Genomic DNA, 22922 nt, shown 5'->3' with positions numbered 1-22922 from the left:
CTCGCGTAAAGGCGGAGCGCGCAACGTGACCACCACTGCCGAACCCCGCCCGCTGGTCGTGCTGCGCATCGGCGCCGACCATCGCGTGGGGGGCTGGGCGCGGGCGCCGCGCGCGGCGCGCAGCTGGGATCTGGTGCTGTCGCCCTATCAGCGCGTGCCTGACCTCGACGCGTTCGCCCCCGACGAGGCGATCCCGATCGCGGGCGGCAAATGGGACGCGCTGCACCGGCTGTTCTCGGCGCGGCCCGACCTGCTGGAGCGCGAGCGCATCTGGCTGCCCGACGACGACATCGAGGCCGACGGCGCCACGGTCGAGCGGCTTTTCGCCATGGCGCGCGCGCATGATCTGGCGCTGTGCCAGCCGGCGCTGACGCGCGACAGCGTGTTCTCGCACTTCGTCACCGTGCAGCACCGCGGCACGCGGCTCAGGCGCACGAATTTCGTCGAGCTGATGGCCCCGATGATGGTTCCTTGCGTGCTGCGCGCCGCGCTGCCGCTGATGGAGGGGCGGCGCGGGGGCAAGGGGCTGGACTATGTCTGGCATCGCTTCGCGCCGCCCGGCGCCGTGGCGGTGATCGACGCCGCGCCCGTGGCCCATCGCCGCCCGCTCGGCCGCCATCTGGCCGCGCGGGCCGCCGCGGCGGGGGGCGACCTTGCGGCCGAGCGCGCCGCCTTCTTCGCCGCCCATCCCGAGGCGGCGGGCCACTGGCCCATGGCGCTGTCGGCGCCGGGGGCGGGCGGGCCGCCGGCGATGGCGGCGCTGTCGCTGTGGACGCTGGCCACGGACCCGCGCTTGTGGCGCCCGGACAAGGCGCGCCGCGCCGCGCTGGCCATCGGCGCGCAGCTGGTCGGCCCGCTGCTGGGCAAGGGCTGAGCCTTGTTGCCCAGGGGCGACAGCGGCCCGCCGATGGGCCGCGCGCGCGCCGGGGGGGTGACAGCGCCGCGCGAATGGTGAAAATTCCACGTCAAATCGCGCAGCAAAGAAGGCGATCAGCGTGACGAGAGGCAGGGGCGCGGCGACGCGCGCGACAGGCGCCGTTCTGGCGGGCGCCGCCGTTCTGTTGAGCGGCGCCCCCGCCCCCGCGCGCGCGCCCGGCGCGGCCGATCGCCCGTCGCTGAACCTTTACGGCGTCACCGGGCTGATCGACATGCCCAGCGCGCAAAGCCAGCCCGACGGGCAGGCCTCGCTCACCACCTCGTGGTTCGGCGGCTATTTGCGCAACACCTTCCATTTTCAGGCGCTGCCGCGGCTCGAGGGCACCTTCCGCTACGCGATCATCGACGAGTTCTACGACGGCGGCGCGGCGCTCTACGACCGCAGCTTCGATCTCAAGTTCCGCATCTCGGACGAGACCGCGCTTTTCCCGGCGGTGGCGATCGGCTTGCAGGACATGCTGGGCACGGGCGTCTATTCGGGCGAATACATCGTCGCCACCAAGCATCTGACGCCCGACGTCACGCTGACGGGCGGCATGGGCTGGGGGCGCTTCGCCGAGCTCAACGGCGTCGAGAACCCCCTGCGCTGGGTCGCCTCCTCGGCCGGCAAGCGCGAGCGGCTGACCGGCGACGCCACCGGCCAGGTTCGGCTGGGGCAGTTCTTTCGCGGTCCGAATGTCGGCTTCTTCGGCGGGATCGAATGGCGCACCCCCATCGAGGGCCTGCGGCTGAAGGCCGAATACTCGCCCGACCGCTACACGCGCGAGCGCAAGTTCGGCGGCATCGAGCAGCGCGCGCCGTTCAATTTCGGGCTGGAATACCGGCCCTTCGCGGGGCTCGAGCTGGGCGCCTACGCCATGTATGGAACCGAGTTCGGCCTGCGCGCCACCTTCACCGCCAATCCCGACGCGCCGATGGTCCCGCAGGATCTGGACGACGGGCCCGCGCCCATCGCGCCGCGCCGCGCCGCCGCCGCCGCGGACGAGCGCTTCGGCCCCGTGCGCGAGATGATCGACGACCTGCCCGCCGGCCCGATGCCCGCGGGCGTGGGCGCCGTGCGGCTCGAGCGGGCCGGCCCCGCCGGGGCGCGCTGGGCGCGCGCGCGCGTGCAGGGCTATGAATGCCCCGCCGACGCCGCGCGCGCCATCGACGCCGAGCTGGGCATGGTGGATGGCGTCACCTTCGTCAGCCCCGGCGGCGCGGCGATCTGCTCGGTGGTGCTGCGTCCGGCCGGGCGCGCCTGGATCGAGGCCGCGGCGCGCGAGGCGCGGGTGACGGCGCTGACGGCGGACGTGGCCTGGCATCAGGACCCCAAGGCCCGCGCCACCGCGCTCGAGGCCCTGCGCGCCGCGCTGGCCGAAGAGGGGCTTGAGCTGGCGGCGGCGCGTCTCGAACCCACGCGCGCGCAGATCGAGCTGCGCAACCCCCGCTATCGCCACAACGCGCAGGCCGTGGGCCGGGCGGCGGCGCGCATGGCCGCCACGCTGCCGCCCTCGGTCGAGCTGTTCGACGTCACCTTGCTCGAATCCAGCCTGCCGACGGTGACCGTGCAGCTGCGCCGCAGCCTGCTCGAGGATCAGGCCGGCGATCCCGACGGCGCGCGGCGCAGCTGGCTTGGGGCGCGCGTCTTCGACGCCGATCCCGACGCGCGCCCCGCGCCGCCGCCGGGCGCCTATCCGCGCCTGAGCTGGAGCCTGACGCCCACGGTTCCGGTCAACCTGTTCGATCCCGACGAGCCGCTGCGCGCCGATCTGCGCCTTGTGGCTTCGGGCGCGGTCGAGCTGGCGCGCGGGCTGTCCGTGACCGCCCGCGGCGCCAAGCGCGTGGTGGGCACGCTGGACCAGATCACGCGCGAGTCCAACTCGACCCTGCCGCATGTGCGCTCGGATTTCGCGCTGTATCTGCGCGAGGGCGACCCGGCGCTCGAGCGGCTGAGCGCGGATTTCCTGTTCAAGCCCGCCCCGGCGGTGTTCGGGCGCGTCTCGGCCGGGTTGCTCGAGCCCATGTTCGCCGGCATCGGCGCCGAGCTCTTGTGGAAGCGCGCCGATCTGCCCTGGGGGCTGGGCGTCGAGCTGAACCATGTGCGCCAGCGCGACTACGACCAGCGCTTCGGCCTGCTGGATTACGAGGTGACGACCGGCCATGCCTCGGTCTACTGGAAGACCGGCTGGTTCGGGCTCGAGGCGCAGGTGGATGCGGGGCGCTACCTGGCCGGCGATTGGGGCGCGACCTTCAGCCTGACGAGGCGTTTCGCCAATGGCTGGGAGGTCGGCGGCTTCTTCACCCTCACCGACGTGCCGTTCGACGAGTATGGCGAGGGCAGCTTCGACAAGGGCATCCGCGTGACGATTCCCTTCGGCTGGGCTCTGCCGGGCGAGAACCGGTCGAGCTTCCGCAGCGTGCTCAAGCCGCTGACGCGCGACGGGGGCCAGCGGCTCGAGGTCGACAACCGCCTTTGGCCGATGGTGCGCGATTCGGACCGCGCGGCGCTGCGCGAGCAATGGGGGACGTTCTGGAAATGAGGCGGCGGGCGTGGATGGCGGCGCTGGCCGCGGCGGCGGCGCTGGCGGGTTGCGGTTCGGACCGCACGCCCTTCGAGGACACGGTTGCGCGCGTGCGCGCGGGGCTGAGCGGCGGCCCCGCCGCGGCGCCCGCGCCGGCGCTGACGCGCGCGCGCGCCAATGCGCTGCGCTTCGCGCTGATCTCGGCGCGGCCCGACGGCGCGCCGGCGCCGGCCTATCTGGCCGCGGCGGCCGACAATGGCGGGCATGTGACCTATGTCTCGGCCAACCGGCGCAGCGTCACCCTGCGCGGCGGGCTGGTGACGCGGGTTCGCGGGCTGGCCGAGCCGCTCGAGGGCGTCGTCGCGCAGGATGACGATCCGCTGGTGCGCCCGACCCCGCCCGAGCGCTGGCCGGCGCATTACGACCGGGTGTTCAAGCGCCGCGACGCGCTCTTGCGCATCCGCTCCGAAGCCTGGCGCTGCGCGCCGCGCATCGTCGGGCCGGCCCAGGTCGAGATTCTGGAGCTGACCTTCTCGCTGGTCGAGGTGGCCGAGACCTGCCACGACGCCGGGCGCAGCTTCGAGAACCGCCACTGGGTCGATCCGCGCACCGGCTTTGCATGGAAAACCCGCCAGCGGCTGGGGCCGCAGGCGGGCTGGATCGACATCGAGATCATCCGCCCCTATGGCGGATGAGGGGCGCGCCCCTCACTCGGCGGTGGTGTGGGTCGGCCCGTCGCCGTCGCCCAGCATGGCGGCGGCCGCAACCGCGGCGATCACGCCGATGCCGCCGATGATGGCCAGGTCCGAGCCCGAGATCAGCCAGCCGCCGACCTTGTCGTCGTCGTCCTCGTCCTTCTGGGCGACGCCGGCCGCGGGGACCTGCGGGTTGTTCTGCGCCGCCGCGACGGTCTTGACCGGCGGGTTCGCGGGCGCGGAACCCGGAACGCCGGCGCCTTGGGCCAGGGCCGAGCTTGCCGTCATGCAAAGGGCGCAGAGAAAGGCGATGGGCTTCATGTCAATCACTCCTGTTTGGCGGCAATCTACGCAATTTTCCCGCTTCTCGCAATGAAAAGCCGATGAACGGCGCGTGGGCGCGCGCTCAGCGCAGCCGCGCGATCGCCCAGCGCGGCGAAACCCGGTGGCGCGCGCAGAACCGGGCCAGGCGCTCGGGTTCGGGGCGGTCGGGGTCCGCGCCAAGCTCGGCCGCCGCGATGCCGCCGGTGACGAACAGCGTGTCCAGATCCTCGGCCACGCCGCCGGCGATGTCGGTGGCGATGCCGTCGCCGATGCACAGGATGCGCGAATCGTCGGGCTGGGCGCCCATCTCGGCCAGCATGCGCCGCGCCGCGTCGTAGATCGGCGCATGGGGCTTGCCATAGCCCGTCGCCCGCCCCCCCATGGCGGCGTAGTCGCGCGCCAGCGCGCCGGCGCACCACAGGCGCTTGTCGCCCATGTCCACCACCACGTCGGGATTGGCGCACAGCATGGGCAGCCGCCGCAGCTGCGCTTCGCGCAGGATGTCGCGATACATTTCGGGCGTTTCGGTCAGGTCGTCGCGCAGGCCGGTGCAGATGACCGATTCCGCCTGGTCCAGAGGAACCCGCTCCACGTCCAGCCCCTCGAAGAAGGGCTCGTCCTTGGGCGCGCCGATATGGTGGACCTTGCGGCCCCACTCGCCGGCCTCGACGGCGGCGCGCGCGACGTCGCCCGAGGACAGGACGCCATCGTAGCAGTCGCGCGGCGCGCCCAGCCGGTCGAGCTGCGCGATCACCGCCGAAGAGGGGCGCGGCGCGTTGGTCATCAGGATGACCCGGCCGCCGCGGGCGCGAAAGTCGCGCAGCGCCGCCACGGCCGCGTCATGGGCGCGCGTTCCGTCGTGCAGGCAGCCCCACAGATCGCACAGCAGCGCGTCGTAGCGGTCGGCGATCTGCGCAAGGGAATCGATGATGGGCGGGGCGTCGGGCATGTCGGGCTCCTGAATGCTGGGGCGCATGTCGAATGCCAGCCCCGCGCCGCGCTGGCAAGCGGTCAGCGCCCGGGGGCGACGGGGGCGACGGGGGCGCGCCCGGCCGGAGCGAGGAGCGGGTCTTCCCCCGGGGCGAGGGGGGCGCTTTCCCGCGTGGCGGGCGCGCTCGCCGTCGAAGCCACCGGGATGCGTGTCAGCGCGTAGCCCTGCTCGGCTAGAAGCGCCAGCATCCCGTCCTTGCCCGGAAGGTGCAGCGCCCCCACCGCGATCAGCGCGCCGCCGCGGGCCAGCTCGTCGGCGGCCGCGCGAAGAAAGCGCGCGTTGCGCTCGCTCACGACCCGGCGCCAGAAGGCGCGCTCGCTTCGCTCGGCTTCGGCCTCGGGCAGGATCTGGCGGGTCAGGGCGCGGCCGAACTCCCAGATCATCAGGGTCTGGTCGCGCAGATACAGCGCGGCGGCGGTGCGCTGGAAATCCTCGGCCCGGTTGGCCAGCGCCAGCGCCTGAAGCAGGCCGGCGCGCTGCTCGTCGGGGCTCTGCTCCATGAGCGCGCCCAGGGATTCGCGCCAGGTTTCGAGCCCGGCCACCGGCTTGCCCAGGCCGGCGGCCGCCTCGGCAAGGCGCGCGTCCAGGACCGGCGCGCCCTGCGCCTCGGCCAGCGCGCAAGGGGGTTGGGCCAGCATGGTCTGCGCGAACCATGGCCGCAGGCGCCGGGCCATGTCCCACTCCATGCCATAGGCCGCGAAGACGCGCCGGGCCAGCGCGCGCTCTTCCTCGTTCAGCAGCGCGTCGAGGCCCGGGCCGCCAAGGTCCATCAGAAGATCGGGCCGCGCCCGCAGCGCCGCCTGCATGCGGGCGGTTTCCTCCGGCGTGACCTCAAGCATCAGCACCCGCGCCGCGCGCAGGGCGCGCAGCGCCTCGGGCGGGGGCGCGGCGACGGCGGGTTCGGCCGAGTGGAAGGTGCCGAAAATCCACGAATCGGGCGCGCCCTTGCGCGAGATGCGCCACAGCCGCCCCTCGTGATAGGGCTGCGCGGCCGCCGCGGCGCGGATGCGCGCAAGGCGGGCCGGATCGCTTGCGGCCATTTCCGCCGCCAGGTCGCGCCCGGCGCAGGCCGCGCCTGCCGGGGCCGCGTCGGCGACGGCCCAGAACCCCGCCGCCAGCGCGGCCCAGATGGCGGCGCAGAACCGGGCGGCGGGGCCGGCCCGCGCCAGCGCCCCAAGGGCCGCCCGCAGCCGTTTCGAGCGCCCGAGCAGGAAAAAAATCATGCCGCCCCCCGGTTGCGGATCTCTTGACAATGCACCGGCCGCCTCCTATTTCGCAGGGCGAGTTAGCACTCACCCATCGAGAGTGCTAACAACCCAGGCCCGCGGGCCGCGCCCAATCGTGGAGAAGCCCACGGCGACAAGGCGCGCGGCGCAGGGAGCAACGAGACACGACTTGGAAACCGCATGCAAGGAGCGACTTCCATGAACTTCAAGCCTCTCCATGATCGGGTGCTGGTGCGCCGCATCGAGTCCGAAGAGAAGACCAAGGGCGGTCTGATCATCCCCGACACCGCCAAGGAAAAGCCCTCGGAGGGCGAGGTCATCGCCGTCGGCGAAGGCGCGCGCAAGGACAGCGGCGAGCTGATCCCCATGTCGGTGAAGGTCGGCGACCGGATCCTGTTCGGCAAGTGGTCCGGCACCGAGGTCAAGATCGACGGCCAGGACCTGCTGATCATGAAGGAGTCGGACATCCTCGGCATCATCGAGGACGCCGGCGCCGCCTCGAAGGCCGCCTGAGGCTCGTCTGAACGAAAACGTTTCAACGCCAAGCTGATCGCAACGCGCTGAAAGCAAGATAACAGGAGCAGACAGACATGGCTGCCAAGGAAGTCAAATTCAACATCGACGCCCGCAATCGCATGCTCAAGGGCGTCAACATCCTCGCCGACGCGGTGAAGGTGACGCTGGGCCCCAAGGGCCGCAACGTCGTGCTCGACAAGTCGTTCGGCGCGCCGCGCATCACCAAGGACGGCGTGTCGGTGGCCAAGGAAATCGAGCTTGAGGACAAGTTCGAGAACATGGGCGCCCAGATGGTCCGCGAAGTGGCTTCGCGCACCAACGACACCGCGGGCGACGGCACCACGACCGCGACCGTTCTGGCCCAGGCCATCGTCAAGGAGGGCATGAAGGCGGTCGCCGCCGGCATGAACCCGATGGACCTGAAGCGCGGCATCGACAAGGCCGTGACCGCCGTGGTCGAAGAGATCCGCAAGCTGGCCCGTCCGGTCAAGGACAGCGACGAGATCGCCAAGGTCGGCACCATCTCGGCGAACGGCGAGGCCGAGATTGGCCGTCAGATCGCCGAGGCCATGCAGAAGGTCGGCAACGAGGGCGTGATCACCGTCGAGGAGAACAAGGGCCTCGAGACCGAGACCGAGGTCGTCGAGGGCATGCAGTTCGACCGCGGCTACCTGTCGCCCTACTTCATCACCAACGCCGACAAGATGGTGGCCGAGCTGGACGACGCCTACATCCTGCTGCACGAGAAGAAGCTCTCCTCGCTTCAGCCGCTCGTGCCGCTGCTTGAGCAGGTGATCCAGTCGGGCAAGCCGCTGCTGATCATCGCCGAGGACGTCGAGGGCGAGGCTCTGGCCACCCTGGTGGTGAACAAGCTGCGCGGCGGCCTGAAGGTCGCGGCCGTCAAGGCCCCCGGCTTCGGCGATCGCCGCAAGGCCATGCTGCAGGACATCGCGATCCTGACCGGCGGTCAGGTGGTGTCGGAAGAGCTGGGCATGAAGCTCGAGAACGTCACCATCGACATGCTCGGCCGCGCCCGCAAGGTCCGCATCACCAAGGACGACACCACGATCGTGGACGGCGCCGGCGACAAGGCCGAGATCGAGGCGCGCGTCGCCCAGATCCGTCAGCAGATCGAGGAGACCACCTCGGACTACGACCGCGAGAAGCTGCAGGAGCGTCTTGCGAAGCTGGCTGGCGGCGTCGCGGTGATCCGCGTCGGCGGCGCGACCGAGGTCGAGGTGAAGGAGCGCAAGGACCGCGTCGATGACGCCCTGAACGCCACCCGCGCCGCGGTGCAGGAGGGCGTGGTTCCCGGCGGCGGCGTCGCGCTGCTGCACGCGGGCAAGGTCCTCGAGGGCCTGAAGGGCGACAACGCCGACCAGGATGCGGGCATCAAGATCGTGCGCCGCGCCATCCAGGCTCCGCTGCGCCAGATCGCCGAGAACGCCGGCGTCGACGGCGCCGTGGTGGCGGGCAAGGTGCTCGAGAGCTCGAGCCCGAACTTCGGCTTCAACGCCCAGACCGAAGAGTATGGCGACCTGGTCGAAATGGGCATCATCGACCCCGCCAAGGTGGTGCGCACCGCGCTCGAGGATGCGTCCTCGGTCGCCGGCCTGCTGATCACCACCGAGGCGATGGTGGCCGAGAAGCCCGAGCCCAAGAACGCGGGCGCCGGCGCCGGCATGCCCGACATGGGCGGCATGATGTAATCATGCCTCGCCCCCTTCGGGGGGCGGCCTGAAAGCCCCGACCGCCGCCGATCGAAGGATCGGCGGCGGTTTTCTTTTCTTTCCTTTCGCCTTCTTCGCGGAACGGCCCGCCTTAACCCGCCGGAAACCGATTCGGCGCATGGTGAACGCGATCGGAACGCATCCCCCGCCGCGCTCTCCCCCAGTCTGACCGATCGGCGGGGCGGACGGAGACCGCAGAAGAAGGATCCCCCATGACCATCTCCTCCTCGCTCAACGCTGGCGTCGCCGGGCTGAACGTCAACGCCACCAAGCTCGCGACCATCTCGGACAACATCGCCAACTCGGGCACCTTTGGCTACAAGCGGGCCGAGGCCGAGTTCTCGTCGCTGGTCGTGTCCTCGCAGGGGGGCAGCTACACCGCCGGCGGCGTGCGCGTGGCCAGCCGCCGCGACGTCGAGGCGAACGGCGCGCTGGTGACCACGGAAAACCCCCTCGACATCGCCGTGGCGGGACGCGGCATGCTGCCGGTGACCACCGTCGCGGCGGTCAACGCGCAGCAGGGCGAACTGCCGCTGCTGCTGACCTCGACCGGCTCGTTCCGCCCGGATGACGAGGGCGTCCTGAAAACCTCTTCGGGGCTGGTCCTGCTGGGCTGGCCGGCGGACGCCGACGGCAACATCCCCCCGCAGCCGCGCAACGGCTCGGCGGGGCTCGAGCCGGTGAACGTGTTCTCGAGCCAGTTCGCCACCTCGCCCACCACCAAGATCTGGATGGGCGCCAACCTGCCCGCCACCGCCACCCAGGCCGGGGCCAGCGGCGACACGCTCGACATTCCCATCGAGTATTTCGACAATGTGGGCGCCTCGCAGACGCTGCTCGCCTCGTTCACGCCCACGGTTCCGGCCTCGGGCGCGTCGAACACCTGGACGCTGAGCTTCGACGATTCGGCCACCCCCGCCGCCTTGAACCCGGTCGCCGAGTTCACCATCGTCTTCGACGACACGCGCGGCTCGGGCGGCTCGATCCTGTCGGTGACCCCCGTCTCGGGCGGAACCTTCGACGCGACCACGGGCGAGCTGAGCTTCAACGTCGATGGCGGCCCGATGACGGTCGAGATCGGCGTGCCCGGAACGTCCACGCTCCTGACGCAGCTTTCGGCCGAGTTCGCCCCGACCTCGGTGGTCAAGAACGGCAACGAGGTGGGCACGCTCAGCGGCGTCGAGATCGACGAGAACGGCTTCCTCAACGCCATCTACGACAGCGGATTCACCAAGACCATCTACCAGATCCCGCTGGCCGACGTGCCCAACCTCAACGGCCTGAAGCCCGAAAGCGCCCAGGCCTTCTCGGTCACGGCGAACAGCGGCTCGCTGTATCTGTGGGACGCGGGCGACGGGCCGACCGGCTCGTTCCAGGGCTACGCCCTTGAAGAGTCCACCACCGACATCGCCAACGAGCTGACGCATCTGATCCAGACCCAGCGCGCCTATTCCTCGAACGCGAAGGTCATCCAGACCGTCGACGAGATGTTGCAGGAAACGACCAACATCAAGCGCTGACGGCGGCCCCCAGCCCTGACGGAGAAGCACCATGAGCATCAGCGGCGCATTCGCCAACGCCCTCAGCGGCCTGGCCGCGGCGGCGAAACGAAGCGACATCATCTCGGGCAACGTGGCCAACGCGATGACCGAAGGCTATGCGCGCCAGGAGGTGCAGCTGTCGGCCGCTGTGCTCGAGGGGCGCGGGGCGGGGGTGCGCATCGAGCGCGTCACCCGCGCCACGGATCCGCGCGCAACCGCGGATCGGCGCGCCGCGCAGGCCGAGAGCGCCGCGCGCGGGGTGACGGCGAAGGCGCAGTCGCGCATGAGCGCGGTTTACGGCGAGTCCGGCCAGGCCGGCGCCCTTCCCCAGCTTGCCGCCACGCTGGAGACGGCCCTGCGGCGGCTGGCCGACACGCCCGAAAGCGAGCCGCTGCAGGCCGCCGCGCTGCAGGCGGCCATGGGGCTGGCGCGCGGCGTCGCTCAGGCTTCGGCCGAATTCGATCGCATCCGCATGGACGCCGACGCCGCCATCGCGCGCGAGGTCGAGACCGTCAACGACGCCCTTTCCGAGATCGAGCGCCTGAACGCCGAGATCAAGGGCGTGCGGGCGATCGGCGGCTCGACCGCGGCGCTCGAGCAGCAGCGCCAGGTGCAGGTCGACAAGATCGCCTCGATCGTGCCCGTGCGCACGGTCGCGCGCGACGGCGACGCGCTGGCGCTCTACACAGCCAACGGCGCGGTGCTTCTGGACGGCCGCGCGCGCAGGCTCGAGTTCACCCCCACCGGCATGATCACGCCGGACATGACGCTGTCTTCGGGGGCTCTCTCGGGGCTTTCCATCGATGGACGCGCCATCGCCGCAGGGCGCGAGGATGAGAGCGGGCCCCTCGACGGCGGCTCGCTTGGCGCGCACTTTTACGTGCGCGACGTGCTCGGCCCCGAAGCGCACGCGCAGATCGACGCGTTGGCCGCGGATCTGATCGCGCGCTTCGAGGATTCCAGCGCCGACCCGACCATCACGCCGGGGGCGGCGGGGCTCTTCACCGATGCGGGCGGTCCGCTGGACCCGAGCGACCTGGTCGGACTTGCCGGCCGCATCGCCGTCAATGCTCAGGCCGATCCCGACAATGGCGGCGAGCTGTGGCGGCTGCGCGACGGTCTTTACGCCTCGGCCCCCGGCGACGCGGCCGAGGACGACGTGCTGCGCGCTCTGGTCTCGCGCATGACCGAGCTGCGGACGCCCGACGCCGCTTCGCTGGTGTTCGCCGATGTCGGCTTCTCCGACCTGGCGGCGCGCGCGGCCGCGGTGCGCGCCGCCGAGGCCGGCGCGGCGGACGAGGCGCAGGCCCTGTCCGCGGGACGTCACGAAATGTTCGCCGAGGCCGAAGCCGCCGTCGTGGGCGTCGATACCGACGAGGAGATGGCGGCGCTGATGCTGGTCGAGCAGGCCTACGCCGCCAATGCCCGGGTGCTCGAGGTCACGGACTCGCTGATCAAGATGCTGATGGAGATCTGACATGAAGTTCTCGGCAATCTCCGACCTTTTCGCGCACCGCCAGACGCAGATGTTCACTTCGCGCGTGTCCGAGAAGATGCGCGTCTCGGCCAAGGAGTTGTCCACCGGCTTGCGCGCCGATCAGTTGGCGGCGAGCGGAGGCGATGTTTCGCGCCTGCATGCGATCGACGCGGAATTGACGCGGATGGGCGGCTATGGAGATGCGATCTCGGCGGCGCGAGGTCGGCTCGATGCGACGCAGGCCGCGCTCGAGACCATCCGCACGGCGGGCGAGGCGATCGGGATCGACCTGCTGTCCGAGGTCAAGCTTCAGGATCTGCAGGGGGCGCTTGCGCATGCCGCCGATGCGCGCGCGGCCTTCGAGTCGGTCGTGGCCACGCTGAACGCCAGCTATGGCGGGCGCGCGCTGTTCGCCGGCGCCCAGGCCGACGGCCCAGCCTTGCTCGATGCCGACGCGATTCTGAGCGCAGTCACCGCGCTGACCGCGCCGGAGATCACCCTGACCGGCGTGCAGGCGCAGATCGACGGATATTTCCTTGCGGCGGGCGGCGCTTTCGAGACGAGCGCCTATCTCGGGTCGGGCGCGGACGCGTCCGATGTCGAGGTCGCTCCGTCCGAGCGCATCGCCTTCGACGTAAGGGCGGACGCCGACGCCTTTCGCAAGTTGCTGGCTGGTCTGGCCACTGCGGTGGTGGCGACCGAAGGCCATTTCACTGGCGGCGATGCGATGGTTCTGCCGCTTTTGCAGGATGCGGCCGAGCGCGCGATGGGGGCGATGGGCGACCTCGACGACATCAGGCTGACGGTCGGCGTGCGGCAGGAGCGCGTCGAACGCGCGGCCGACCTTGTGGCCGGGCGCAAGAGCGCGCTCGAGCTGGCCCGCACGTCGATCCTTGGCAAAGATCAGTATGAGGCGGCGTCCGAGTTCCAGGCTTTGGAGTCGCAGCTTGACGCCGCCTTCACCGTCGCGGTGCGCATGTCCAACATGCGCCTTGTGAATTATCTGCGATGAACCGGCTGTTGTTCAGACTGACGGCGGCGATGCTGCTTGCGTGGGCCGGCGCGTTGCCCGCCGCGCCGGGGGTCATGCCGCCCGCTCCGGGCGTCGAAGGGCGCGGCCATGGGCCCAATGTGCGGATCAAGGATCTGGTCGATTTCGAGGGCGTGCGCGGCAACGACCTTGTCGGCTATGGCCTTGTGGTGGGGTTGGCCGGGACGGGCGACGGATTGCGCAACTCTCCCTTTACGGAAGAGGCCTTGGCGAACCTGCTCGAGCGCCTCGGGATCAACGTGTCGGGCGAAAGTTTCCGTCCGAAGAATGTCGCCGCGGTTCTGGTGACGGCGGTTCTGCCGCCCTTCGCGCGCGCCGGAAGCAAGATCGACGTGACGGTTTCGGCCATTGGCGACGCGAAATCCCTGCTGGGCGGAACGCTCATCATGACGCCGCTCAACGCCGCCGACGGCGAGATATATGCAGTCGCGCAGGGGTCCATCGTCGCGGGGGGCGTGTTGGCCGAAGGGGCCGCCGCGAAGGTGACCCTGGGCGTGCCCACGGTCGCCACCATTCCCGGAGGGGCCCGCGTCGAGCGCGAGATCGACTATTCCCTGGCATCGATGCCGAACATCCGCCTGGCCTTGCGCGAGGCCGATTTCACGACCGCCTCGCGCATCGCCGAGACCATCAACAAGACCCTGCCCGGCGCGCCGGCGGTCATGCTTGATTCGGGCACGGTTCAGGTCGACGTCGCGGGCTCGGGCCTGAGCCCGGCCGCGTTGATCAGTCGGATCGAGAATCTGACCGTGAACCCCTCGGTGGTCGCGCGGGTGGTGGTCGATCAGCGCACGGGAACGGTCGTCATGGGCGGCGATGTGCGCATTTCCAAGGTGGCCATTTCGAAGGGCGGGCTGACCATCCGCATCGATGAGACGCCGACGGTCTCTCAGCCCAATCCCTTCGCGAAGAACGGCGAGACGATCGTCGTTCCCAGGACCAATATCGACGTGAACCAGGGCGGGCAGGGCAACCTGTTCGTCATCGACGGGAACGTGACGTTGGATGACCTGGTCGCCGGACTGAACATGATCGGCGTCACGTCTTCGGGGCTGATCGACATCCTGATGTCGCTCAAATCCTCGGGGGCGCTGCATGCCGACTTCATCGTGCGATAGCGCGTCCAAGCCGCGCGCGAATGCGCGGCTTCGACGCCTTCGCGGCCGGCTTGCTCAGGCCTGGGACATGTCCATGACGCGCAGCACATTGCCGCCCATGATGGCGGCCAGATCCTGTTCGGCTACGCCTCGCCGCATCAGCGCGCCGACCACCAGCGGCATCTTGCGATAGGTTTCGAGCACAGGCTTGTAGTTGGCGTCCATGTCCGAGCCCAGCGCCACATGAGCGGCGCCGACGGCGTCGAGCAGAAACTCGACGCGGTCGATGAACTGCGCAAGAGAGTCGATCCCGATGCCCGCCGGCCACGCGCCGATGTAGCCGCCCGTTTCGGCGACGGCCTGAGCCAGTTCGCGGCTTACGAAGCGAGGATGGCTGAGCGTCGGCGTGTTGATGTGGGTATGCGTCAGAACGACCGGCTTTTTCGAGATCGAAAGAACGTCGAACGCGGTCTTCTCGGAAGCGTGGGACAGATCGATCATGACTCCGGCCTCCTGGATCGCGGCCACGGCTTCGCGCCCAAAGTCCGTCAGGCCGCGCGAGCCGACCGCGCCGGTCATGATGTCGCCCAGGGTGTTGTCGTGGTAGTGAACGAGCGTCAGCATGCGCACGCCGTCTTCATGCGCTTGGCGTATGCGCGAAAGGTCGTTCTCGAGGAAATCCGCGCCCTCCATCGCCAGGATCATGGCGCGTTGACCGGCGGCCTTGGCGCCCATGACGTCGGCCGAGTTCAGACACAAGCGGACGAGCCCGTTCTGCGCGAGGGCGCGCAGATTCCGGATCTGGCGCCGGTATGAGGTCCATGCCTCGTCGGGCGAAAATTCGCGCCCGGCAACAAGGCCCTCGTCGCTCAGGGTCAGAAGCTGAACGTCGGCGACGCCGTTGAAGACCGCGCCGTCCACGCCGCCTTCGGCCATGTCCGCAAGCGTGCGTTCCTCGAAAGCGCCGCCCAGAAGCTTGTAGAGCCGAATCTTGAAGGAAAGGTTCTCGGCCTCGCGCAGAAAGGTTCGCCCGGGGTGGGCGTGGCTGTCGATGATCGGATGTCGGGCCATGAAGTCGCGCGCAGCGCGCAGGGTTTCATCGTCAAGCTCGAAGCCGACCTTGGCCGGCGCGGGATCGAGCATCGGCCGCAGACCGAATTGCCAGCCCGCGGCGCCCGCGGCGGCAAGCCCTGCGCCCGCAAGAAAGGTTCTTCTCGAAATCATGGCCGCTTCCCTCGCGCCTGGGCCCCTTGCGGGGAATGGTGGCGGCGGAAGGATGCCGTCCGCGGCGGCGGCCGGCAAGCGCGTAACCGCCGCCGCGCCGATCCGCGCCCGGATAGCCTTTTGCCCAAGTGCGGTCCCCGCGGCGCAAGCGCGCCGGGGGCCCGTTGCTCAGACGTCGAGGTTCTCGACCGCCAGGGCGTTCTCCTGGATGAACTGCCGGCGCGGTTCGACCACGTCTCCCATCAGCTTGGTGAAGATCTCGTCCGCCTCGTCCATGTGGTCGATGCGCACCTGCAGCAGGGTGCGCGCCTCGGGGTCGAGGGTGGTTTCCCACAGCTGCTCGGGGTTCATCTCGCCCAAGCCCTTGTAACGCTGAAGCGAAAGGCCCCGTTCGCCCTCGGCCATGACGTGATCCAGCAGCTCGGACGGACCGCGCACCGCCACGCGCTTGTCCTTGCGGACCAGCTCCGCCGGCGCGCCGTAGATCTCGCGCAGCGCCGGGGTCAGGGCGGCAAGGCGCCGCGCCTCGGCCGAGCGCAGCGCCGGAGCGTCGAGCGCGCGCGTCTCGGTGACGCCGCGCACCGTGCGCGACAGGCGGATGCCGCCATCCTCGGTCGCCTCGCCCTGCCAGCCGCGTTCGGTTTCCGGGCTGACGAGGTCCAGGCGCTGGGCCAGGCGGGCGGCCATTTCGGGCAGCGCCTCGGCCGAGTCGGGAGCCAGCGCGCCGATGACGGCGGCCTGTTCGAGCACGAAGCGCGGGTAGCGGGTGGGGAAGGCGGCCAGCGCGGCGCGGGCGGCGCGAGCCTCGTCGGTGACGCGGCGCAGATCGGCGCCCGCGATCTGCGCGCCGTCCGCAAGCACCAGCGCCGCGCCCTCAAGCCCCTGTTCGATCAGGTAATCCTCGAGCGCGCGCTGGTCCTTCAGATACACTTCGGACTTGCCGCGCGAAACCTTGTAGAGCGGCGGCTGGGCGATGAACAGGTGGCCGCGCTCGATCAGCTCGGGCATCTGCCGGTAGAAGAAGGTCAGCAGCAGCGTGCGGATATGGGCGCCGTCCACGTCGGCGTCCGTCATCACGATGATCTTGTGATAGCGCAGCTTCGAGATGTCGAACTCGTCCCGTCCGATGCCCGTGCCCAGCGCGGTGATGAGGGTGCCGATCTCCTGGCTCGACAGCATCTTGTCGAAGCGCGCGCGCTCGACGTTCAGGATCTTGCCGCGCAGCGGCAGCACCGCCTGATTGGCGCGCGAGCGCCCCTGCTTGGCCGAGCCGCCCGCAGAATCGCCCTCGACGAGGAAAAGCTCGGACTTGGCGGGGTCCTTCTCCTGACAGTCGGCCAGCTTGCCGGGCAGGTTGGCCACGTCCATCGCCGTCTTGCGGCGCGTCAGCTCCCGCGCCTTGCGCGCCGCCTCGCGCGCCAGGGCGGCCTCGATGATCTTGCCGACGACGGCGCGCGCCTCCTGCGGGTTTTCCTCGAACCACTCGGCCAGCTTCTCGGCCACCAGCCCCTCGACGGCGGGGCGCACTTCGGAACTGACCAGCTTGTCCTTGGTCTGCGAGCTGAACTTGGGATCGGGCACCTTGACCGACAGCACGCAGGTCAGCCCCTCGCGCGCGTCGTCGCCGCTCAGCGAAACCTTCTCGCGCCGGGCCAGGCCCGAGCCGGCCGCATACTGGTTGATGGTGCGCGTCAGCGCGGCGCGAAAGCCCGCCAGATGCGTGCCGCCGTCGCGCTGGGGAATGTTGTTGGTGAAGGGCAGCACGTTCTCGTGATAGCCGTCGTTCCACCACATGGCGATCTCGACGCCGATGCCGTCGCGCTCGCCGCGGATGACGATGGGGCGCGGGATCAGCGGGTTCTTCGAGCGGTCGAGGTAGCGCACGAACTCTTCCACGCCGCCCTCGTAGAACATCTCGACCTCGACCGGCTCGGGGTGGCGCTCGTCGCGCAGGGTGATGCGCACGCCCGAGTTCAGGAAGGCCAGCTCGCGCAGGCGATGCTCGAGGGTCTTGAAGTCGTAATCGCGGTTCGAGAAGGTCTCGGTCGAGGCCAGAAAGCGCACCTCGGTGCCGCGCTGGCCGTTGGCGGGGCCGACCACGCGCAGCGGCTCGACCGTTTCGCCATGTTCGAAGCGGGCGAAATGCTCTTTCCCGTCGCGCCAGATCCGCAGCTCGAGCCATTCGGACAAGGCGTTGACCACCGACACGCCCACGCCGTGCAGGCCGCCCGAGACCTTGTAGGAGTTGCTGTCGAACTTTCCGCCCGCGTGCAGCTGGGTCATGATGACCTCGGCCGCCGAGATGCCTTCCTCGGGGTGGATGTCCACCGGGATGCCGCGGCCGTTGTCGCGCACCGATACCGAGCCGTCGGCGTGCAGCGTCACGGACACGGTGTCGCAATGGCCCGCCAGGGCCTCGTCGATGCCGTTGTCGACGACCTCATACACCATGTGATGCAGGCCCGAGCCGTCATCCGTGTCGCCGATATACATGCCGGGGCGTTTGCGGACGGCTTCAAGGCCCTTGAGCACCTTGATCGAGTCCGCGCCGTAATCGGATTTGCGCTCGTTTTCAGACATGAGTGGGTCCTTCCTGGTCGCGCGGAATTTAGCCCCTGCGCGCGGGGGTGTCACGGGGCGATTGCCTTGCGCCGCGGCGCGGATCAGGCGGCGGGCGAGACCGTCGCGACGCCGTCGCGCTCGACGGTCTCGAACAGCTGGGCGCGGGCGCCGAGGCCCGCGAACAGCGCGCGATCGGCGCCCGTCATCCAGGCCTGGGCGCCCAGCTCGGTCAGCGCGTCGAACAGCGCGGCGCGGCGGCCTTCGTCCAGATGCGCGGCGACCTCGTCCAGCAGCAACAGCGGCGGGGTGGCGCGCTGGCGCGCGACGGCGCGGGCGTTGGCCAGCGTGACCGAGATCAGCAGCGCCTTCTGCTCGCCCGTCGAGCATAGCCTGGCCTCGACGCCCTTGGCCGCGAAAACGGCGGTCAGGTCGCTGCGATGCGGGCCGTCGAGCGTGCGCCCGGCGGCCAGATCGCGCGCCCGGCCGCGCGCCAGCGCCGTGCGCAGCGCCGCGGCGGTTTCGCGCTCGGCCTCGTCGGGCGCCAGGCCGTCGGCGTCGCGCAGGGCTGTGAAACGCCTCTCGCACGCGCCCTCGAGCGCGAGCGCGGCGGTGGGGAAGGGGCCGCCCTCGGGCTGCGCGCCGTTCAGCCGCGCCACGGTCTCGACCCGCGCGCGGGCGATGGCGGCGCCGGACAGGGCCATCCGGCTTTCGAGCGCATCGAACCACGCCGCGTCGCGCAGCTGGTCGCGCAGCAGGCGGTTGCGCTCGCGCATCGCCTTCTCATAGGTCAGCGACCGCTCGGCATGGGCCGGATCGAAGCCCAGCGCCGCACGATCGACGAAGCGCCGCCGTTCCGATGCCGCGCCGGTCCACAACCCGTCCATCGAGGGCGTCAGCCACAGCATCGGCGCCAACGCGCCAAGCTGGGTTTGCGGCGCGGCCTTGCCGTCGATCCTGACGCTGCGCGCGCCGCCGCCCGCGGGCGCAAAGGTTTCGACCTGGCGCGGCCCCTCGGGCGTATCGAGCAGCGCCGAGATCTTCCAGCCGATGGACTCGGGGCGGCGGGGCAGATCCTCGGGCGCGGCGCGCCGAAGGCCCCGGCCCGGCGACAGCAGCGAGACGGCCTCGAGCAGGTTCGTCTTGCCCGCGCCGTTCGGCCCCGCCAGCGCGACCGGCCGGCCGTCGAGCGAGAGCCGCGTGCGCTTGTGCGAGCGGAAATGCGACAGCTCGAGTTCCAGGATCCGCGTCATGTCCGGCCGCTCCGCGCCGCCGGCCGGCCATCGACGCGCATCACACCCGCATCGGCATCACGACGTAAACGGCACTTTCGTCATCGCCTTCGCGCACAAGGGCCGGCTCGCCCGGCGAGTTGAACATGAAAACCGCGTTCTCGCGTTCGATTTGTCCTGCGATTTCAAGCAGATATTTCGCGTTGAAGCCGATTTCAAGGGGCTCGGCGTCATAGGCGACGACAAGCTCCTCCTCGGCGGCGCCGGTGTCGGGCGCGTTGACCGACAGCACCAGCCTGTCCTGATCGAGCTTGAGCTTGACCGCGCGCGAGCGTTCCGACGACACCGTCGCCACGCGGTCGACTGCCGCCGCGAAATCGGCGGCGTCCACCTCGAGCCGGCGGCTGTTGTGCAGCGGGATGACCCGCGTGTAGTCGGGGAACGAGCCGTCGATCACCTTCGACGTGAGGGCAAGCTCCGGGGTGGCGAAGCGGATCTTGGTCTCCGAGATGCTGACGGTGATCTCGGCCTCGTCATCCTCGAGCAGCTTCTTGAGCTCGCCCACCGTCTTGCGCGGCACGATCACGCCCGGCGCCGCCTCGGCGCCGGCCGGGACGGGCGCGTCGACGCGCGCCAGGCGATGGCCGTCCGTGGCCACGCAGCGCAGGCTGCGACCTTCGGGGCCGTCGGCGACATGCATGTAGACGCCGTTGAGATAATATCGCGTCTCTTCGGTCGAGATCGCGAACTTGGCCTTGTCGAACAGCCGGCGCAGCATCGGGGCGGGGGCCGCGAAGGTCACGTCATACTCGCTCGAGGCCATGACGGGAAAATCCTCGCGCGGCAGCGTGGCGAGCGAGAAATGCGAACGGCCGGCGACGATGTGCAGCCTTTCGCTCGCGGCGTCGTGGTGCAGCGACACCATCGCCCCGTCGGGCAGCTTGCGCACGATTTCATGCAGCGTATGCGCGCCGACCGTGGTCGCCCCCGCCTGCTCGACCATTGCGGGAACGCGGTCGACGACCTCGACGTCGAGGTCGGTGGCGCGAATCGAGGCGCCGTCGCCCGAAGCTTCGATCAGCACGTTGGACAGGATCGGAATGGTCGTTCTGCGTTCGACGACGCCCTGCGCCCGGCTCATGGCCTTGAGAAGAGTCGCCCGCTCGATGCTGATCTTCATCGTTTGTCCACCTGATGCCGCCGCCCCGGCCGCGGCGAGAAGACACGTCGCCGGGGACCGGACACATTAAGGGCTTGCGCGAGCGGCGCAACGGGTTTCGCACGCCTGAACGCCGGGTCAAAGATCCTGGCGCACGAACTCGGTGAGCAGAACGTCGTGCACCGCCGGTCCCATCACCTTGCGCGCGGCCTTCTTCAAGGCGCCCCGCAAATCCTTCATGACCTGCGGACTGGTGAAGTCGCCGTCGAAGCCGCCCGACTGCGCATGCAGAAAAAGCGCCTGGAGCAGCTCGTCGCGCAGCTTTGGCTCGCGCTCGGAAACGGCGCCCGAGGTCCCCGGTTCCATCTCGAGCGTCAGGGACAGTATCGCCAAGGCGGCGATTTCTTCGTTGCGGACGATCGGGACGATGAATTGCTTGTCCAGCTTGGCAAACTCATACGTCTTCTCAGGGTCGTGCTGTTCCTCCTCTTCGTCCGGGGCCGCGTGTTCGTCATGCGCCGCGCCCTCTGCGTGCGCTGGTTCGGCGCCGCCATGCGCTTCGGCCTTGGCGTGATCTTCGGCTGGCGCTGGGCGGAGCATCGCGCCGGCGACGGCTCCGCCCACCAGGCCGATGACCGCCAGCAGGATGGGCAGAAGCTTCTTCATGCGTGGCTCCCTCTCAGAATGGCAGCAGGATGTCGGCGATCTGCTGGCCGTAGCGCGGCTGCTGAACGTCGGTGATCTGACCGCGCCCGCCGTAGGAGATTCGCGCCTCGGCGATCTTGTCGTGCGAGATCTCGTTCCTGCGCGAGATGTCCTCCGGGCGGATGACGCCGGCGATCTGCAGGTCGCGCAGTTCGTAGTTGACCCGGATTTCCTGGTTCCCCGCGATCACGAGGTGCCCGTTGGGCAGAACGTCGACGACGGTCGCGGCCACGCGCAAAGTGATCTTCTCGTTGCGGCGGACGGACCCATCGCCTTCCGACGAGGAGGACGAGCTTAGCGACGCCGCCGGGTCGGTGCTGACTCCGAAGGCGTTTTCAATGAGCGCGGGCGCCCCGAGAAGGGCCGAGACCGCCATGTCCTCCGACCCGCTGCGCGAGCGCTTCGTCGTGTTCTTCAGCTCGGCCTTGTCGTCGATCTCGATCACGACGGTGACGATGTCGCCAAGCGATTTCGCCCGCCTGTCGCCAAACAGCGACGAGGGGCCTGACCGCCACAGCGACGCCGCCGAATAGGGTTCGGGCGACGGGCTTGGCGGAGGCGTCGCCAAGGCGACGCGGCGCGGCGCGATCGGCGGGACGGGGTTTTCGGCCTCGCCCGGCGGCGTGAAAGCCGGGGCCTTGCCCACGTTCTCGAGCCGCGAGCAGCCGGCCGCCGCAACAAGAAGCGCCGTCAAGACAAGGCGCGCGATCATCGGCTGACCTCCACTTCGCCCGGTCCGCTCACGCGCCCGACGACGGTCGCGCGCGAATCGAGGTTCATGACGGTGACCCGCTGCCCAAGGCCGCCCCGCTCCAGCGCGCGGCCGTCGGCGGCGATGAAAAGCGCACCCTTGCGAAAGATGAGACGAACCAGCTCGTTGCGCTCGACGATCGCCGGATCCTGAACATGCCCGCGCATGATGGGTCTGCCGGCATAGATCGAGGTCCGCGCCTCTTTCCCGACGACGGCCTCGACGTCCGTGACCGCGCCGGGAGGCGCGGGCCGGTTCGTCGCCAGGGCGACATCCTCGGGGCCGATGATGGATCGGCTCCGGATCGTCCGCGTTGCGACGACGACGCTCTCCTGGTCCGTCTGCGCGGCGACGCCGGGGTCCGTTGCCCCGACCAAGAGAAGCATCGCCATGAAGAGAAGCTTCCGCATCACCGCACCTGAGACGTGGCCGCAAGCATCTGATCGGCGGCGGTGATGACCTTGGCGTTGAGCTCGTATCCCCGCTGCGCCTCGATCAGCTCGGTGATCTCGCGCACCGCGTCGACGGTGCTCTCTTCGAGAAAGCCTTGGCGAAGAACGCCTCTTCCGTCGGTGCCGGGCTGGCCGATGGCGGGCGCGCCGGACGCCTCGGTTTCCAGGAACAGATTGCTGCCGATGGCCTCCAGGCCTTTCTGGTTCGCGAAGGTGGCCAGCGTGAAGGCGCCGATCAGCTGGGCGTCGACCTGGCCGTTGAAGTAGGCGTAGACTTCGCCGTCGGCATTGATCGTGATGGCCCGTGCGTCGGCGGGAATGGTGATCTCGGGCGAAATCGCAAAGCCATCGGACGTTACGATCAATCCCTCGCCGGTCCTCTTGAGGGCTCCGTCCCGCGTGTAGGCCGTTTGCCCGGATGGAAGCGTCACCTCCAGATACCCGGCCCCCTCGATCGCGATGTCGAGATCGCCTCCCGTCTGCTTCAGTGCGCCTTGGCCCACATCCCGCGTAATCGCGGTGGCGCGCACTCCGAGCCCGATCTGAACGCCGGTGGGGAGAACGGTCCCGTCATCCGCCGTGACCGTTCCCGGGCGTTGCGCCTGTTGATAGTGAAGGTCGGCGAATTCGGCTCGACGCGCGCTGTAGGCCGTCGTGTTCATGTTGGCCAGGTTGTTCGAGATGACCTCGACGCGGAGCTGTTGGGCTTCCATGCCGGTCGCGGCGATGCTGAGGGCGCGCATGCGTTACTC

At 69.9% G+C, this 22922-nt stretch carries 20 protein-coding genes; 9 read left to right on the top strand and 11 right to left on the bottom strand.

The features are described from left to right. Positions 1 to 25 precede the first annotated feature (25 nt). The 3 genes from LY05_RS14085 to LY05_RS14075 all read left to right on the top strand — a co-directional run bounded on the left by LY05_RS14085 (position 26) and on the right by LY05_RS14075 (position 4135). Entirely contained in the window at positions 26 to 874 is an 849-nt protein-coding gene (locus LY05_RS14085; RefSeq protein WP_148923570.1) for a hypothetical protein, read from the top strand. A gap of 121 nt (positions 875 to 995) precedes the next feature. Further along, the gene (locus LY05_RS14080; RefSeq protein ID WP_148923569.1) at positions 996 to 3458 is read left to right on the top strand and encodes a YjbH domain-containing protein; all 2463 of its coding nucleotides are present in this window, start codon (positions 996 to 998) and stop codon (positions 3456 to 3458) included. A gap of 14 nt (positions 3459 to 3472) precedes the next feature. Continuing rightward, complete coding sequence (locus LY05_RS14075; protein ID WP_170259017.1) at positions 3473 to 4135, top strand: YjbF family lipoprotein; 663 nt, start codon at positions 3473 to 3475, stop codon at positions 4133 to 4135. 12 nt (positions 4136 to 4147) lie between these two features. On the opposite strand, the gene LY05_RS14070 is transcribed toward LY05_RS14075, so the two are convergent. The 3 genes from LY05_RS14070 to LY05_RS14060 form a co-directional block, all read right to left on the bottom strand. Next, entirely contained in the window at positions 4148 to 4456 is a 309-nt protein-coding gene (locus LY05_RS14070; RefSeq protein WP_072747164.1) for a hypothetical protein, read from the bottom strand. Between the two features lie 85 nt (positions 4457 to 4541). Beyond that, the gene (locus LY05_RS14065; protein WP_072747165.1) at positions 4542 to 5408 is read right to left on the bottom strand and encodes a TIGR01459 family HAD-type hydrolase; all 867 of its coding nucleotides are present in this window, start codon (positions 5406 to 5408) and stop codon (positions 4542 to 4544) included. A 62-nt stretch (positions 5409 to 5470) separates the two neighbouring features. After that, positions 5471 to 6673: a TraB/GumN family protein gene (locus tag LY05_RS14060; protein ID WP_170259016.1), complete on the bottom strand. Its 1203-nt coding sequence runs from the start codon at positions 6671 to 6673 to the stop codon at positions 5471 to 5473. A gap of 201 nt (positions 6674 to 6874) precedes the next feature. Here LY05_RS14060 and groES point away from each other — a divergent pair, with 201 nt between their 5' ends. From groES to LY05_RS14030, 6 genes are all read left to right on the top strand, one after another. Beyond that, positions 6875 to 7189, top strand: a complete 315-nt coding sequence (gene groES, locus LY05_RS14055; protein WP_072747167.1) for a co-chaperone GroES — start codon at positions 6875 to 6877, stop codon at positions 7187 to 7189. Positions 7190 to 7266: 77 nt separating this feature from the next. After that, a complete protein-coding gene (groL, locus tag LY05_RS14050) occupies positions 7267 to 8901 on the top strand; it encodes a chaperonin GroEL (protein ID WP_148923566.1) in 1635 nt (544 codons plus the stop codon). Positions 8902 to 9134: 233 nt separating this feature from the next. Further along, positions 9135 to 10442, top strand: a complete 1308-nt coding sequence (locus LY05_RS14045; protein ID WP_072747169.1) for a flagellar hook protein FlgE — start codon at positions 9135 to 9137, stop codon at positions 10440 to 10442. A 31-nt stretch (positions 10443 to 10473) separates the two neighbouring features. Beyond that, complete coding sequence (gene flgK, locus LY05_RS14040) at positions 10474 to 11940, top strand: flagellar hook-associated protein FlgK (protein WP_148923565.1); 1467 nt, start codon at positions 10474 to 10476, stop codon at positions 11938 to 11940. A 1-nt stretch (position 11941) separates the two neighbouring features. Continuing rightward, positions 11942 to 12952, top strand: coding sequence for a flagellin (locus LY05_RS14035; RefSeq protein WP_148923564.1), 1011 nt, complete (start codon positions 11942 to 11944; stop codon positions 12950 to 12952). A 74-nt stretch (positions 12953 to 13026) separates the two neighbouring features. After that, entirely contained in the window at positions 13027 to 14109 is a 1083-nt protein-coding gene (locus tag LY05_RS14030; RefSeq protein ID WP_148923592.1) for a flagellar basal body P-ring protein FlgI, read from the top strand. A 54-nt stretch (positions 14110 to 14163) separates the two neighbouring features. Here the strand turns inward: LY05_RS14030 and LY05_RS14025 are convergent, their stop codons facing one another. The 8 genes from LY05_RS14025 to flgG form a co-directional block, all read right to left on the bottom strand. After that, entirely contained in the window at positions 14164 to 15312 is a 1149-nt protein-coding gene (locus LY05_RS14025) for a dipeptidase (RefSeq protein WP_148923591.1), read from the bottom strand. Between the two features lie 168 nt (positions 15313 to 15480). Further along, entirely contained in the window at positions 15481 to 17892 is a 2412-nt protein-coding gene (gyrB, locus tag LY05_RS14020; protein ID WP_072747173.1) for a DNA topoisomerase (ATP-hydrolyzing) subunit B, read from the bottom strand. 83 nt (positions 17893 to 17975) lie between these two features. Beyond that, positions 17976 to 19124: a DNA replication/repair protein RecF gene (gene recF, locus LY05_RS14015; protein WP_072747174.1), complete on the bottom strand. Its 1149-nt coding sequence runs from the start codon at positions 19122 to 19124 to the stop codon at positions 17976 to 17978. A gap of 40 nt (positions 19125 to 19164) precedes the next feature. Next, on the bottom strand, positions 19165 to 20283 hold the full coding sequence (gene dnaN / locus LY05_RS14010; RefSeq protein ID WP_072747175.1) for a DNA polymerase III subunit beta: 1119 nt from the start codon (positions 20281 to 20283) through the stop codon (positions 19165 to 19167). Between the two features lie 117 nt (positions 20284 to 20400). After that, on the bottom strand, positions 20401 to 20928 hold the full coding sequence (locus tag LY05_RS14005; protein WP_148923563.1) for a flagellar basal body-associated FliL family protein: 528 nt from the start codon (positions 20926 to 20928) through the stop codon (positions 20401 to 20403). Positions 20929 to 20941: 13 nt separating this feature from the next. Continuing rightward, positions 20942 to 21679, bottom strand: a complete 738-nt coding sequence (flgH, locus tag LY05_RS14000; RefSeq protein WP_072747177.1) for a flagellar basal body L-ring protein FlgH — start codon at positions 21677 to 21679, stop codon at positions 20942 to 20944. Then, positions 21676 to 22128: a flagellar basal body P-ring formation chaperone FlgA gene (flgA, locus tag LY05_RS13995; protein WP_148923562.1), complete on the bottom strand. Its 453-nt coding sequence runs from the start codon at positions 22126 to 22128 to the stop codon at positions 21676 to 21678. Before flgA ends, flgH begins: the two co-directional genes overlap by 4 nt. Then, positions 22128 to 22913 carry a flagellar basal-body rod protein FlgG gene (flgG, locus tag LY05_RS13990; protein ID WP_072747179.1) on the bottom strand — a complete coding sequence of 262 codons (786 nt, stop codon included), beginning with the start codon at positions 22911 to 22913 and terminating at the stop codon, positions 22128 to 22130. Before flgG ends, flgA begins: the two co-directional genes overlap by 1 nt. Between the last annotated feature and the right edge of the window lie 9 nt (positions 22914 to 22922).

The sequence above is a fragment of the Oceanicella actignis genome, assembly GCF_008124525.1.
Classification (GTDB): Bacteria; Pseudomonadota; Alphaproteobacteria; order Rhodobacterales; family Rhodobacteraceae; genus Oceanicella; species Oceanicella actignis.
The sequence above is the reverse complement of the archived record's forward strand: the minus strand, read 5'-3'. Positions and strand labels throughout refer to the sequence as shown.

Coding starts and splice junctions, on each gene's coding strand:
- LY05_RS14075 (WP_170259017.1), top strand. CDS start 3,473: ATGGCGGCGCTGGCCGCGGCGGCGGCGCTGGCGGGTTGCGGTTCGGAC.
- LY05_RS14070 (WP_072747164.1), bottom strand. CDS start 4,456: ATGAAGCCCATCGCCTTTCTCTGCGCCCTTTGCATGACGGCAAGCTCG.
- LY05_RS14065 (WP_072747165.1), bottom strand. CDS start 5,408: ATGCCCGACGCCCCGCCCATCATCGATTCCCTTGCGCAGATCGCCGAC.
- LY05_RS14060 (WP_170259016.1), bottom strand. CDS start 6,673: ATGATTTTTTTCCTGCTCGGGCGCTCGAAACGGCTGCGGGCGGCCCTT.
- groES (WP_072747167.1), top strand. CDS start 6,875: ATGAACTTCAAGCCTCTCCATGATCGGGTGCTGGTGCGCCGCATCGAG.
- groL (WP_148923566.1), top strand. CDS start 7,267: ATGGCTGCCAAGGAAGTCAAATTCAACATCGACGCCCGCAATCGCATG.
- LY05_RS14045 (WP_072747169.1), top strand. CDS start 9,135: ATGACCATCTCCTCCTCGCTCAACGCTGGCGTCGCCGGGCTGAACGTC.
- flgK (WP_148923565.1), top strand. CDS start 10,474: ATGAGCATCAGCGGCGCATTCGCCAACGCCCTCAGCGGCCTGGCCGCG.
- LY05_RS14035 (WP_148923564.1), top strand. CDS start 11,942: ATGAAGTTCTCGGCAATCTCCGACCTTTTCGCGCACCGCCAGACGCAG.
- LY05_RS14030 (WP_148923592.1), top strand. CDS start 13,027: ATGCCGCCCGCTCCGGGCGTCGAAGGGCGCGGCCATGGGCCCAATGTG.
- LY05_RS14025 (WP_148923591.1), bottom strand. CDS start 15,312: ATGATTTCGAGAAGAACCTTTCTTGCGGGCGCAGGGCTTGCCGCCGCG.
- gyrB (WP_072747173.1), bottom strand. CDS start 17,892: ATGTCTGAAAACGAGCGCAAATCCGATTACGGCGCGGACTCGATCAAG.
- recF (WP_072747174.1), bottom strand. CDS start 19,124: ATGACGCGGATCCTGGAACTCGAGCTGTCGCATTTCCGCTCGCACAAG.
- dnaN (WP_072747175.1), bottom strand. CDS start 20,283: ATGAAGATCAGCATCGAGCGGGCGACTCTTCTCAAGGCCATGAGCCGG.
- LY05_RS14005 (WP_148923563.1), bottom strand. CDS start 20,928: ATGAAGAAGCTTCTGCCCATCCTGCTGGCGGTCATCGGCCTGGTGGGC.
- flgH (WP_072747177.1), bottom strand. CDS start 21,679: ATGATCGCGCGCCTTGTCTTGACGGCGCTTCTTGTTGCGGCGGCCGGC.
- flgA (WP_148923562.1), bottom strand. CDS start 22,128: ATGCGGAAGCTTCTCTTCATGGCGATGCTTCTCTTGGTCGGGGCAACG.
- flgG (WP_072747179.1), bottom strand. CDS start 22,913: ATGCGCGCCCTCAGCATCGCCGCGACCGGCATGGAAGCCCAACAGCTC.